Below are 11,675 nucleotides of genomic sequence, written 5' to 3' on the forward strand. Positions count from 1 at the left end.
GTACAAGGCCTACCCGGCGAGGTTGGGGGAGCGACTGCGGGAGCTCGATCCTAAGACCTCGCTGCGGGTCGAGCGGTTCCTGGAGGATCTGACCGAGCACCTGCGAGAGACGATGGGAGAGGAGGAGTTCGATCGGCTGCTGAGCAGGGTCGTGCGGGCCGAGATCGACCTGGACGGGCTGGTTGAGGTGGTCGAGCTGGAGGAGAAGGTCCGGCGGCGGGTGGCGAGGCTTCGGCGCGAGGCGGACCGCATCCGGACGGAGCTGAAGCGGTCCAAGTCGAAGATCGACTCGCGGGCGGAGGAGCTGGAGAAGGAGCTCGAGCGGATCGAGGAGGAGCTGGAAAACGTGATCCGGGACTTCGCCGATCGGGCGGTGAGAAGGTTGTCCGAGGTCCTCGGGGAGGTGGGCGAGAAGGACCTGAGGAGGTTCGTCGAGGGCAGGATCAACCCCTGAGGTACGGGTAAATGTTCGGGAGCATCAGCACCTCTGCCCACTCGCACCCCTCCCGGCGCAGCTCCGCCTCGAGCCTCCGAAGGAACGCCCCACGATCGCGGGCGTCGATGGCGTAAAGATCGCCCCCGACGGGCCTGGCTCCGGCACGAACCAACGCGGATCTCGGACCGCTCAGCCGCACCAGGAGGATCCGGTCCCACCGTGGCCCGTAGTGCCTCGCCGTGACCGCGGTCCCGAGCACCAGCTTGGCGTATGGTGACAGTGCCGCCGCCAGCCCGAAGGTTAGGGAGCTCGCCGTTCTGCCCCTGAGCGCCTCGGACACCGACATTATCCAGCACCCGTGGATGTAGGGCAGCGAGAACCCGCCGCCGTCCACCGTGCTCATAGTCAGGAGTGCGCCGGCCAGGCACGTCGCCGGACCCCGGCTCACCGCGGCGGCGGTGGTCAGAGAGGCCGCGACGACGGCGAGCTCAACCGCCCGGATGGGGGCGGGGTGAACCCGACGCAGGGAGAGGCCCGAGTGCACGGTGGGGGGCGCGAGCGGTATCACCGAGGACACGGCGGACTTCCCCAGGTGCGTGTGGAAGGGGGAGTCGCCCTCCAGCTTGACACCGTCGAACGTGAAGATCTCGGCGTCGGGTGGAAGGCCGGAGAGGATCGCACCGACGCAGTGGAGCGCGTTCGACAGGAACGGTAGCAGCACCACCGCCACCCTGAGCGCCGTTCGGTCGGGCGTCCTGACGACCGAGGACAGCAGGGAGACCGACGCCACCACGAGGAGGAAGGACGCGACCTTGGGCTTGCTGCCGCCCTCAAGGAGCGGGGTCGCCGGGCTCAGGTAATCGGGCCCGTACGGGATCAGAAGGGTCAGAAGGATCAAGGAGGCGGTTGCGGTGAGGGCCCGCCCCCTCATCGGTTCCACCACCACAGCAGGAACAGGGCCACGGCAACCGGGACGACGATGTTGTCGTTCAGCCTCGGCACGGTCTCCGCGGCGGATCCGACGAGGGAGGCCAGCACGGAGACGACCGGGTCCCCGGTCCACAGCGAGGTCAGCGCCGCGGCCGAGGCGAACCCGGCCAAGCTTCCTTCCAGGCTCTTTTTGGGGTTGTAGGGGATGGGGGTGTTCCCGAACCTGGTCCCCACGATCGTGGACACGCCGTCCCCCACCGACAGGACGATGATGGCCACGTCCACGATCCTCGCGTCCCTGGTGATGAGGGTGGCGAGTAGGACGCCGGCGAGGAAGTGGATCGTACCCTGACCCGGCATTCTCATCTCCTCGGGCCGCTCGAACAGCTCCACCAGCTCGGTGATGATGGGTACGTAACCACCGCGTCGGATGCGGTAGGATACCCACAGGCCCACCAGGATTAACGAGAGCAAGAAAATGGAGTACCAAAGCGGGCCAAAAAGGTGCAACGGGACGATGAAGAGGAGGCCGAAGAGGATGTGGATCAGCTGCCGGCCCAGTTCACGGCGATCCGGACATCGTTTCCCGGATGATGCGGGCAGCTCGGACGGCCCCCTTGCCGTCCATCAACTTGATCCTGGGAACCCGGATCCCCATGGCCCTTCGGATGGCCTCGGCCACCCGGTCCGGCGAGAGGTTTTGGGGCTGGAGGGCCACCCCGAGACCCCGCTTCTCCGCACGGAGCGCGTTCATCTGCTGCTCCGGGTGGTTGGGTAGGGGGATGGAGACGACCGGGGTCCTCAGGCAGGCGCACTCGGAGATGGTGGTGTGGCCCCCGTGCGTTACCACCACGTCGGCCGCCCGGATCATCTCCAGCAGGTTGTCCACGTAGTTAAACGCCAGGCCCGAGACCCCGCGGAGCGTGCCGGATCCGACCCCGTCGTCCACCACGATCACGTACACGTCCTCCTCCAGCCTGCGGATTCCCTCCATCGCGAGCCTCACGATCCTGCCGCCGTACCGGGAGCCGCCGGCGGTGATCAGCACGATCGGCCGCTCCTTCGGCAGGTTGAGGCGCTCCCGGATCGACTCCCTTCCGGGGAGCTCGTCCGGGCTGGCCCGGAGGATGGGTCCCACCCAGACCACGTCCACGTCGGAGGGGGGCGACTCGCCGTCCGGGACGTCCGGTACGATCACGAGGTCGGCCAGCTGGAGGGTCTCCCTGAGGAACCAGTTCACCAGCCGGGAGGACGGGCCGTCTCCGGGGAGGCGGAGGACGTTCGTGATCATCACGGAGGGTACGTCCAGCATCCGGGCCGCCGCCAGGGCGTGGAACTGGCAGTCGGACACGACGACGCGGCATCCGTGGTGCCGGATGATCTTGAGGTCCAGGCCCACCCCGGCGTAGAACCGGATAGGCAGGTCCGGGCACCGGCGCAGGATGTGGGAGAGTTTGAAGGAGCCCGAGGGGGAGATCACCTCGATCGTGGGCACCCGGTACACGGGGACGTCGGTGAACTCCCTGGATAGCATCCTCCACCCGTCTCCGAAGGAGCTGAGCACCACGCTCGCTCCCGTCCTGCGGAGCTCCTTGGCGACGCCGGTCACCCTGGAGGCGTGTCCGAACCCGATGCCGAACGCTGTGCAGTACGCGTCAGCTTGACGCCCAGAGGGCGATCGCCGTGGAAAGGACGATCACCCCCAGGAAGGTGGCGGGCAGCAGCACCTTGATCATCTTCAGCGCGACCCTCACGGAGTGGGAGAGCTGCTGGAAGCTGCCGGGCCCGGTGACCGTGAGTTCGACCCACTCCTCGACCTCGACGACCTCGCAGGGGGCGATCCGGTCGACCGCCCGCTCCGCCGCCTCCCGCACGGCCCGCACGAGCCGCGTTCCGGCCTCCGCCAGCGCGTCGCCGACCGGGTTATAGCCTCGCGGGTTCACCTCGTGCGAGTCCGAGGTGCATACCACCACCTCGTCCGCCAGCTCCGAGAGCTCCCGCTCGAGGCGCTCCTTCAGCTCCCGGACGATGCTGTTGGAGTCCAGCACGACGTAGAGGGTGCGCTGCCCCTCGACCTCCACCGCGGCCACCGAGATCCCGCCGCTGCCCACCCCGGACTCCGGGCCCAGTCCCGGGTCGGAGTGGGCGAAACCGGCGCGCAGGTCCCCGACCGCCTCCGCCCGCTCCGCGATGAGGCGCGCGTCGTCCAGCAGCCTCCAGAAGTCCCGGGAGAACGCGTACACGCGCCCCTTCTCCGGGTCCCCGAAGCAGTTGTGCCCGTCCGCCACCCAGGCCCCCGTCCTCGATTCGATGAAGATCCCGGTCGCCGGGTCGATGTCGTCGCTGGGCTCCGGGTACTTTGAGAGCACCAGGAACAGCCGGTCACCGAGCACCTGGCCCACCGAGTCCGTCCGCTTCCCGCGCACGGCCCGGGACGCGCGCCGAGACCCCTGCGCCCCCCGAACGCGGCGCACCATCCGCTCCACGGCGTCAACGATCCTACCGGCCTCCCGCCGATCCACGGGATTGAGGTCGTGGGTGGTGGTGGAGTGGAAGACCAGCGGCACGACCCCGAGGTCCAGCAGCCGTCTCACGATCCGCCCGGGCAGGTCTCCCCCACCGATCCGGCCCACGGGACCCGGGTGCACCCAGGGGATCACGAAGCAGCCCACCACCTCCCCGGAGCGGAGGAAGGCGAGGACGCGCACGGGCACCGTCACGCGCGTCGCCGTGCGTATCTCGCGGAACACCGCGTCCAGCGAGTGCTCGCGGCCGGACTTGAACTGGAGGAACTCGGACAGCGCCTCGATGGTCCCGACGCCCAGCGTGGAGCGGGTAACCGTGTCCAGGATGGCGATGGAGATCAGGGTCACTGACCAGCCCACCGCCGAGGGGAGGAGGGTCAGGGACGCCGGGGCTCCGGCGGCCAGGGACAGCGGGAGCGCGCTCGCCAGCAGGTAGAGGAGGACGAGGGCGCTCCTGATGGGGGAACACCCTACCGTACCCAGAAGCACCATGGTCAACAGCGTCGAGGACAGGCCTCGGACCGCGGCCAGGAGCGAAGGCGAGGGGGAGAGCGCGGCGGCCAGGTCCATCGCGCCGGAGAGGGCCCAGATGAACGCCCACCGGTTGGGCGGCACGTCCCGGCCCTGCAGGCGGTCCGTCAGCACGGTGATCAGGCATCCAAGCACCGGTATCGGGGCGTACACGGCCAGTCGTGGGGCGAGCGCGGTCGCGGCCAGGGTCACGAGGGCCCAGGCCGCCGCGCAGGTCCTCGTCCCCGGTAGCCTGAACGACAAACGCATAAGCCCGCTCACGGCGCCGGGCCCCGGGGTGCCGCGTGAGGGTTCACGTTTACGTGGGTCGAGGCGGCAGGCTGATGCTACTGCCCGACGAGGACGAGGAGGAGGAGAATCGGTCGATTCTCAGGTTCACGATCCGCCGCGAGGGGGACGCGATCGTCGTCGGGCCGGACGATGAGCTGCCTAAAGATTTGCCCCCGGAGCGCGTGTTCGCGTACGGAACGCTCACCGACCCGGAGACGGTGGCGTCCGTGGTGGGTCGGGTCCCGTACATGGTCTACCCGGCGGTGCTGGAGGGGTACGAGCTGGCGCTGGAGGATGTGGGCAATCGGTACAACACCGTGAGGGAGAGGGAGGGTTCACGCGTCTCCGGGACGCTGCTGGTGGGGCTCAGCGAGGAGGAGCTTCGTGAGGTGGATCGGTACGAGGGGTACCCGGTGCTGTACGAGCGTCGCAGGGAGCGGGTGGAAACGCCGCTCGGGGAGGTGGATGCGTACGTGTACGTCGCCCGTGAGTAGCGGCCTAAACTATTAAATCGCGCCCGCGCTCACGGGTACCGGCGGCGGGCTAGGCCGGCGGGCTGGCGGTCCGCTGTCACCCGAAATCCGCCTCATGCGGGGGCCGAAGCCGAGGGGGCGGCCCGGTCCCCTCGGGTGTCCGGCCCCCCGGACCGGCCGATGACCCTCCGGCCCCCCGGGGGCCCGGGGTGGCGGGGCCGCCGCCGGAGGGCGGCGCGCCACCGCCTTTGCCGGGGCACCGGGTCAGGCCCGAGAGGGAGCAGCCCACCCCGGACCCGCGGCCGCTCGGGGGTCGCCGGAGGCAGGTCGGCCGGGGGAAGCCGGCCCCGAGGGGGCCGGGTCCACCCCTCGGCGCGCCCGCCGCCGTCGGCCCGAATCGTTACGATAATCGTAACTATTGACGGCGGCGCGTGGGTCAGCGGAGGCCCAGCCTCTCCTTGATCCGCTCCGGGTCCGGCTCCACCGGCTCCGGCAGCTCGCAGGTCTCCATGACGATCTCCGGGTCCTTGAGCCCGTGACCCGTGGTCACGCACACCACCGACTCGTCGGGCTCGATCTCCCCCGCCTCCACCAGCCTCCGTAGGCCCGCGATGGAGGCCGCGCTGGCGGGTTCCACGAAGATTCCCTCCCTCGTGGCCAGCTTCCGCTGGGCCCTCAGGATCTCGTCGTCGGTGACCGACACGGCCCAGCCCCCGGAGCACCGGATCGCCCGCAGCGCCTTCACGGCGTTCACCGGGTTCCCGATGCGGATCGCCGTGGCGACCGTCTCCGGGTCCGGGTCCGGCTCGATGTCCTCCCGACCCTCGAGGACGGCGTCCACGATCGGGCGCGCCCCCTCCGCCTGCACCCCGTACATGCGCGGGAGCTCGTCGATCAACCCCAGCGCGCGCAGGTCCAGGAACCCCTGCCAGATCGCGCTGATGTTGCCCGCGTTGCCCACGGGCACCACCACGGCGTCCGGGACCTCCCACCCCAGCTGCCGGCAGATCTCGTAGGCGATCGTGCGCTGGCCGGACAGGCGGAACGGGTTCACCGAGTTCAGCAGGTAAACCAGCCCCTCCTCGGCCAGCCTCCGCACAACCGCCAGCGCGTCATCGAAGTTGCCGTCCACCGGCACGACCCGGGCCCCGTGGAACAGGGCCTGCGCGAGCTTGCCCAGGGCGACCTTCCCGGCCGGCAGCAGGACCGCGCACGTGAGGCCCGCGCGCGCCGCGTACGCGGCCAGCGAGGCGGAGGTGTTACCCGTGGACGCGCACGCGACGACCTCGGCCCCCAGCTCCACCGCCTTCGTGACCCCGACCGTCATCCCGCGATCCTTGAACGAGCCCGTGGGGTTCTCCCCCTCGTTCTTCACGTGGAGCGAGCGGACCCCCAGCTCGTCGGCCAGCGTCGGGCACGGGTGCAGCCCGGTGCCGCCCTCACCCATCGTCACGGGATCGTCCGTGGAGACCGGTAGCAGCTCGCGGAACGCCCACACGCCCAGCTCGCGCCGCTCCAGCGTCCGCCGGTCCACCTCGATCGCGTCGTAGTCCAGCGCGACCTCCAGCAGGCCCCCGCACCTCGGGCACCGCAGCAGGGAGTCGTCCGAGAAGGTGCGGCCGCACTCCACGCACTCCAGCGCGTAGTGGGACACGCCGCGAACCCCCTACCGGAAGAGGTCCCGCTCCGGATCGCGGATGAGCGCCGAGGCCCGTTCGGGGCCCTCGAACCTCTTTAACCTGTCCTTGAGACCCCGGAACACGACCGCCGGCGTCCCCTCGTCCGCCTGACCCATGAGCAGCTCGGCCGCGGACGCGATCAGGTCGCCGACGGCCACCACGGTCACCCGCAGCTCGCGCCCGTACAGGTCCCGATCCCCGCGCCGATCGACCAGCACCGGGACCCCGGAGGCCCCCACCGCCACCCCGATCACGCCCTCCCGGAAGGCGCGGCCCTGGGTGTCGGTGATCACGACGCCGACATCGACCCCGGCGAGCTCCCTGATCCTTCGGCGGAGCCGGTCCGCGCTGCGGTCCGGGTCCTCGGGGAGCGTCACCACGTGCCCGGGGGGCGCGTTCGACTCGTCCACCCCAGCGTTCGCGCAGACCATCCCGCCCCTGACCTCGGTGATGATCACGTCGCGGCCCACCTTCACGATCCCCTCCGCCTCCCGCAGGATCACCTCCATCACCCGGGGGTCCTTGCCCAGCCGCCTCGCCAGGCGGCGGGCCAGCGGGCTGGGCTCCACCTCGCTCAGGTCCACCAGGGCCCCCTCCGCCTTGGACACGATCGTGTGGGCCACCGCGAGGACGTCCCCGTCCCTGGGGTCGGCCGCCTCCGTCAGGATCCTACCCAGGTCGTCCCCGGGTCGGATCTCCCGCTCGAGCTTCACCGGATCAGCCCGGAGCACGGGGCAGGCCCCCGATGATCAAGGCCGTGCTGTTCGACCTGGACGACACGCTGTACCCCTCGTCGAAGCTGGCCGAGGCGGCCCGGAAGAACGCCATCCGGGCCATGATAGAGGCCGGTCTGGACGTGGACCTGACGGAGGAGGAGCTGTACGAAGAGCTGCAGGAGATCGTTCGGGAGTTCGGGTCCAACCACCCGCGGCACTTCAACCTGCTCCTGCGGCGGATCGGTCGGGACCCGGACCCCAAGCTCGTGGCCGCGGCGGTCGTGGCGTACCACGATACCAAGTTCGCCTACCTGAAGCCCTACCCGGACGTCATCCCGACCCTCATGAAGCTCCGGGAGATGGGGCTTAAGCTCGGGGTGGTGACGAGCGGGCTGGCCGTCAAGCAGTGGGAGAAGCTGATCCGGCTGGGGCTGCACCACTTCTTCCACACGGTGATTATCTCGGAGGAGATCGGGGTGGAGAAGCCGCACCCGAGGATCTTCCTCGAGGCGGCCCGAAGGCTGAAGGTGAAACCGGAGGAGTGCGTGTTCGTGGGGGATCGGCCGGACCGGGACATCCGGGGCGCGAACCGGGTGGGCATGGTGACGGTGCGCATCCGCAAGGGACGCTACCGGGACCGGGAGCCGAAGAACGAGGAGGAGGTACCGGACTTCGAGATCTCCCGGCCGGGCGAGCTCCTGGACGTGGTTCGGCGGCTGCTCCGGGAGTCCGAGGGGGACGGGAAGGACTAGGAGAACACCAGGATGCGGACGTCCAGGCCCCCGTGACGCGCCCAGCGCTCGTGCCGCAGTCGGAACCCGTGCTCCTCCATCGCGTCGACCATCCAGTCACGGCGCGGGGTAACCGTGGCGACCACGTCGACCAGGTCGGACAGGACCCGGGCGAGCCCGTGGTACAGCCGCTCGACCACCCTCGGGTTCGCGATCTTGAGCCCGTACGGCGGGTTGAACACGGCCGCCTCGAACTCCCGGTCCCGGAGCTCGGGCACTTCCTCGAACAGCCGGGTTGAGTCGCCCAGGTAGACCTCCGCCTCGACGCCCGCGGCGAGGACGTTCAGCCGGGCGCCCTCGTAGTGCGATCGGAACTTCTCAACCCCCACCGCCTCGCGGTTCGGGTCGCTGAGGAGGGCCTCGATGGGGATGGTGGCACCCCCGCACGTGGGGTCGATGAGCGACTCCGGGTCCCCGGCCAGCCTGAGCAGCCCCTGGGCGATAACCGGGTTCAGCGCGGCGGGGTGATCGTACACCCGGTACCCACGCTGGTGGAGGGACCGGTCCCCGGTCGTGCACACGCCGACGAGCACCCGGTCCCCGACCATGTCCGCCCGGATGATCACGGAGGGCGCGTCCAGGTTCACCTCGGGGCGGAAGCCGGCCTCCCGCTTCACGCGCTCGATCACGGCGTCCCCAACCGCGGCCCCCACGTCCACGCTCGTGAAATCGTGCTCGCCCAGCCGCGAGGGGCGCACGCCGAACGTGTCCTGCTCGGTGATGTAGCGCTCGAACGGGAGGTTGAGGCAGGCCTCCCGGATCTCGTCCAGCCCGCGCTCGTCCCGGTGCTCGATCTCGAACCCGCCCAGCAGGATCGCGACGCGGTGGACCGTCAGCGATTCGGAGTTAATCTTACGGGCGAAGTCGAGGGCCTCGTCCTCGGGGCAGCGGACGACCACCCGGCCGCGGACGCCCAGGGGGCGCTCCCTCACCCGGCATCCGGTCAGGTCCCGTAGCTCCTCGGAGCAGACGTCCTCCAGGCCGGGCACGGTCGTGCAGAGGAGCCCCTTCAAGGGACCGGCTCCCGGGGTAGGATGTAGACCTGGACGTGTGGAACGCCCGCGAGCTCCCCGATCTGACCCTCGCTGGCCAGTCGCGCCTTGAGCACCACGGAGCAGGCCCGCTCGCCCAGGGCGTTGATGGCCACGGTCTTCTCCTCGCGGTACTCGTTCGCGAGCCGGCGGACGCGGCGGACGGCCTCCCGGACCTCCATGAGCTCGCCGCCGTAGAAGCTCTCCGACACCCTAACCTCGCGGTCGCCCGCCGGGAGCCGCCTCCCCAGGAGCTCCTCGTCGCAGAGCGCGATGACGAGGGTGTCGGGGGTCCCCTGGACGTTCACGGAGACCCGGGGCATGCTACTTCAGCCTCCTGACCGAGGACCACGCCCCGCACGCCTCGCACTTCAGGATCCACTGCCGGTCCTCCCGAACCAGCTTCGTATCCGGGCGGCCGCACTCCGGGCACAGGACGAACTCCTCCACGTACTCCTTGAGCTCCTCCTCGATGAGCTTCGGGTGGTACGTGCCGTGCAGCACCAGGCGGTCGCCGTCAATGTGCCCGGCCGTACCCAGCTCCTTCAGGAAGAAGCGCGAGAGGTGCTCCGGGTCCCGGTTCAGCTTGTCCGCGATCTCCTTGAAGTTCTGGATGATGGTCATCTTGCCCTCGATCGAGACGCGGGGCTTCGGGACCTCGAACCGCCGGTCTTCCAGCACCTCCTCCGGGAGCTGCTCGTAGGCGCGTTCCAGGAGCTCCTCGTAGTCGTACTTGAGCGGCACGGGCTACACCCCCCACTCCACGACGACGGACCAGTGCTTGCCGCTCGGCAGCTTGATCGGGAAGATCAGATCGCGCTTTTCGAGCTCCTTGATCACGCGGTCGCAGAACTCCTCGTCCGCGTCCGGCACGACCTCGGCGATGATCTCGTATAAGTCTTGCTTAGAGAACATGTCCTCCTCATGCTCGACCAGCCGCTCGTACACCTTGCGGACGACGTCGTCGAGGTCCTCCGGGCGCTCGGGCTCCTCGGCCTCCTCCCTCGCACCCTCGGACGGTTCGGCCGCCTCCTCGGCCTCCTCCACCATCTCCCGGGCCTCCGGCTCGGCCTCCTCGGGCGCCTCGCCGGCGCGTTTCAGCGTCAGCTCGTACTCCAGCCGGCGCAGGAGCTCCTCGTGGTAGGAGGAGGGTCGGATGATCTCGGCCCGGAGGGGAACCGACCGGCCCTCCTCGCGCGGCTCCATGGGCCGGCCGACGACCTTCACCTCCACCCAGCGCTCCAGCTCGCTGGCCGTCTCGAACCACTCCTCGAAGGCGAAGACGTCCACCGAGCCCGTGTCGTCGGTGATCGTGAGGACGGCGAACTCCCGGTCCTCGTCCACGTACTTGGACGAGACCACGCCGACCACCAGGGCCCGGTGGAACCGTACCCCGTCGGGCGTGACGAACCCGTCGTCGGTCGGTGAGGAGCGGGCGAGGACGCCCGCGGGCACGCGCACCGCGGGGTATCGGCGCGAGAGCTCCTCGGACTCGCTCACCGCGACTCACCACCGCTACTTGATGGGCGCGTAAACCCCGGGTCGGGGCTGGATGAGGTCGCCCTCCTCGAGGAGGTCGTTCAAGATCTCTTCGATCTTCTCCCGGCTCACCCGGTTCTTGACCGCGTTGATGATCTCCTTCTTCGGCACCCCGTCCTCGTATTCCTTGGATAGCTTCCGCACGACTCGGAGCACGTACTCCCGGGCCTCGCGCACGGACTTGGGCTGGCCCGTTTCGATGACGTCCGCGTCCAGCGTCCCCTCGTCCCGCATCACCTCGTTCATGAACTCCTCCATGATGGACAGGGCGACCTCGACGTCCTCCGGTTCCACCGTGTCCGAGAGTCGGGCCCGGGCGGCGGCCCGGGCCAGTCGGATGGTGGAGCCCATCTGCCGGCGGGTGACGGGGACGGTCCGGAGCTCCCCCTCGTCCGCCATGTCCGCGGCCTTTTGGCGCACGGAGACGAACCACTCGGACAGCTTCTCCCGGGCCTCCGGGGAGATCTCCACGCGCTGGTACTCGGTGGTCGCGTACAGGATGTAGCGCTTGTAGAAGCCGTAGTCGTGGTCGAGCTCCTCGACGCCCCCGTCGAACGCGTCCATCATCGTCTCCGCGATCCGGCGATCCTGGTCCGGGTCCGGCTCGTCCCGGGTGAAGAGGATCACGTCGAAGCGGGAGAGGAGGGCGGGGTCGAGGTTGATCTCCTCGATGGGGTGGTCGCCCTGCCAGCGGCCGGCCTCGGGGTTGGCGGCGGCGAGGACGGCGCAGCGCGCGTTCAGCGTGGCCGTGATC

At 69.7% G+C, this 11,675-nt stretch carries 14 protein-coding genes and 1 other RNA gene; 4 read left to right on the top strand and 11 right to left on the bottom strand.

All coding sequences use genetic code 11. The features are described 5' to 3' along the window. Nucleotides 1-22 precede the first annotated feature (22 nt). On the top strand, nucleotides 23-454 hold the full coding sequence (locus tag ACXJJV_RS03790; protein WP_456466837.1) for a hypothetical protein: 432 nt from the start codon (nucleotides 23-25) through the stop codon (nucleotides 452-454). Here the strand turns inward: ACXJJV_RS03790 and ACXJJV_RS03795 are convergent. The 4 genes from ACXJJV_RS03795 to ACXJJV_RS03810 form a co-directional block, all read right to left on the bottom strand. Next, nucleotides 444-1,367 carry a hypothetical protein gene (locus ACXJJV_RS03795; protein ID WP_456466838.1) on the bottom strand — a complete coding sequence of 308 codons (924 nt, stop codon included), beginning with the start codon at nucleotides 1,365-1,367 and terminating at the stop codon, nucleotides 444-446. The two genes, ACXJJV_RS03790 and ACXJJV_RS03795, sit on opposite strands and share 11 nt — an antisense overlap. Further along, nucleotides 1,364-1,840: a diacylglycerol/polyprenol kinase family protein gene (locus tag ACXJJV_RS03800; RefSeq protein ID WP_456466839.1), complete on the bottom strand. Its 477-nt coding sequence runs from the start codon at nucleotides 1,838-1,840 to the stop codon at nucleotides 1,364-1,366. The genes ACXJJV_RS03795 and ACXJJV_RS03800 overlap by 4 nt, the downstream gene beginning before the upstream one ends. Before the next feature lie 88 nt (nucleotides 1,841-1,928). Then, complete coding sequence (locus tag ACXJJV_RS03805; RefSeq protein ID WP_456466840.1) at nucleotides 1,929-2,975, bottom strand: UDP-N-acetylglucosamine--N-acetylmuramyl-(pentapeptide) pyrophosphoryl-undecaprenol N-acetylglucosamine transferase; 1,047 nt, start codon at nucleotides 2,973-2,975, stop codon at nucleotides 1,929-1,931. Nucleotides 2,976-3,021: 46 nt separating this feature from the next. Beyond that, a complete protein-coding gene (locus ACXJJV_RS03810) occupies nucleotides 3,022-4,665 on the bottom strand; it encodes a DUF2070 family protein (RefSeq protein ID WP_498043498.1) in 1,644 nt (547 codons plus the stop codon). Between the two features lie 41 nt (nucleotides 4,666-4,706). Here ACXJJV_RS03810 and ACXJJV_RS03815 point away from each other — a divergent pair, with 41 nt between their 5' ends. Continuing rightward, nucleotides 4,707-5,186, top strand: a complete 480-nt coding sequence (locus ACXJJV_RS03815; protein ID WP_456466841.1) for a gamma-glutamylcyclotransferase family protein — start codon at nucleotides 4,707-4,709, stop codon at nucleotides 5,184-5,186. 42 nt (nucleotides 5,187-5,228) lie between these two features. Further along, nucleotides 5,229-5,549, top strand: an RNA gene (gene ffs, locus ACXJJV_RS03820) — signal recognition particle sRNA. A 52-nt stretch (nucleotides 5,550-5,601) separates the two neighbouring features. Here the strand turns inward: ffs and thrC are convergent. Both thrC and cofE read right to left on the bottom strand, forming a co-directional pair. Then, a complete protein-coding gene (gene thrC / locus ACXJJV_RS03825; RefSeq protein WP_456466842.1) occupies nucleotides 5,602-6,819 on the bottom strand; it encodes a threonine synthase in 1,218 nt (405 codons plus the stop codon). Nucleotides 6,820-6,831: 12 nt separating this feature from the next. Beyond that, nucleotides 6,832-7,575 (bottom strand): coenzyme F420-0:L-glutamate ligase, encoded by a 744-nt coding sequence (cofE, locus tag ACXJJV_RS03830; RefSeq protein ID WP_456466843.1) that lies wholly within the window; start codon nucleotides 7,573-7,575, stop codon nucleotides 6,832-6,834. Between the two features lie 14 nt (nucleotides 7,576-7,589). Between cofE and ACXJJV_RS03835 the strand changes: the two genes are divergently transcribed. Further along, entirely contained in the window at nucleotides 7,590-8,312 is a 723-nt protein-coding gene (locus ACXJJV_RS03835) for a TIGR02253 family HAD-type hydrolase (protein ID WP_456466844.1), read from the top strand. Here the strand turns inward: ACXJJV_RS03835 and ACXJJV_RS03840 are convergent. The 5 genes from ACXJJV_RS03840 to ACXJJV_RS03860 form a co-directional block, all read right to left on the bottom strand. Next, the gene (locus ACXJJV_RS03840; RefSeq protein ID WP_456466845.1) at nucleotides 8,309-9,364 is read right to left on the bottom strand and encodes a THUMP domain-containing protein; all 1,056 of its coding nucleotides are present in this window, start codon (nucleotides 9,362-9,364) and stop codon (nucleotides 8,309-8,311) included. The genes ACXJJV_RS03835 and ACXJJV_RS03840 overlap by 4 nt on opposite strands. Then, on the bottom strand, nucleotides 9,361-9,705 hold the full coding sequence (locus tag ACXJJV_RS03845; RefSeq protein WP_456466846.1) for a DUF424 family protein: 345 nt from the start codon (nucleotides 9,703-9,705) through the stop codon (nucleotides 9,361-9,363). Before ACXJJV_RS03845 ends, ACXJJV_RS03840 begins: the two co-directional genes overlap by 4 nt. 1 nt (nucleotide 9,706) lies before the next feature. After that, complete coding sequence (locus ACXJJV_RS03850; RefSeq protein ID WP_456466847.1) at nucleotides 9,707-10,126, bottom strand: translation initiation factor IF-2 subunit beta; 420 nt, start codon at nucleotides 10,124-10,126, stop codon at nucleotides 9,707-9,709. A 3-nt stretch (nucleotides 10,127-10,129) separates the two neighbouring features. Next, the gene (locus tag ACXJJV_RS03855) at nucleotides 10,130-10,882 is read right to left on the bottom strand and encodes an OB-fold nucleic acid binding domain-containing protein (RefSeq protein WP_456466848.1); all 753 of its coding nucleotides are present in this window, start codon (nucleotides 10,880-10,882) and stop codon (nucleotides 10,130-10,132) included. A 15-nt stretch (nucleotides 10,883-10,897) separates the two neighbouring features. After that, nucleotides 10,898-11,675: minichromosome maintenance protein MCM (locus tag ACXJJV_RS03860; RefSeq protein ID WP_498043499.1), on the bottom strand; the 778-nt coding region annotated here is incomplete at its 5' end.

The sequence above is a fragment of the Methanopyrus sp. genome, from assembly GCF_053997775.1.

What these genes read in the sequence shown, in the direction of transcription:
- ACXJJV_RS03835 (WP_456466844.1), top strand. Translation starts at nt 7,590, where the DNA reads ATGATCAAGGCCGTGCTGTTCGACCTGGACGACACGCTGTACCCCTCG.
- ACXJJV_RS03845 (WP_456466846.1), bottom strand. Translation starts at nt 9,705, where the DNA reads ATGCCCCGGGTCTCCGTGAACGTCCAGGGGACCCCCGACACCCTCGTC.
- ACXJJV_RS03795 (WP_456466838.1), bottom strand. Translation starts at nt 1,367, where the DNA reads ATGAGGGGGCGGGCCCTCACCGCAACCGCCTCCTTGATCCTTCTGACC.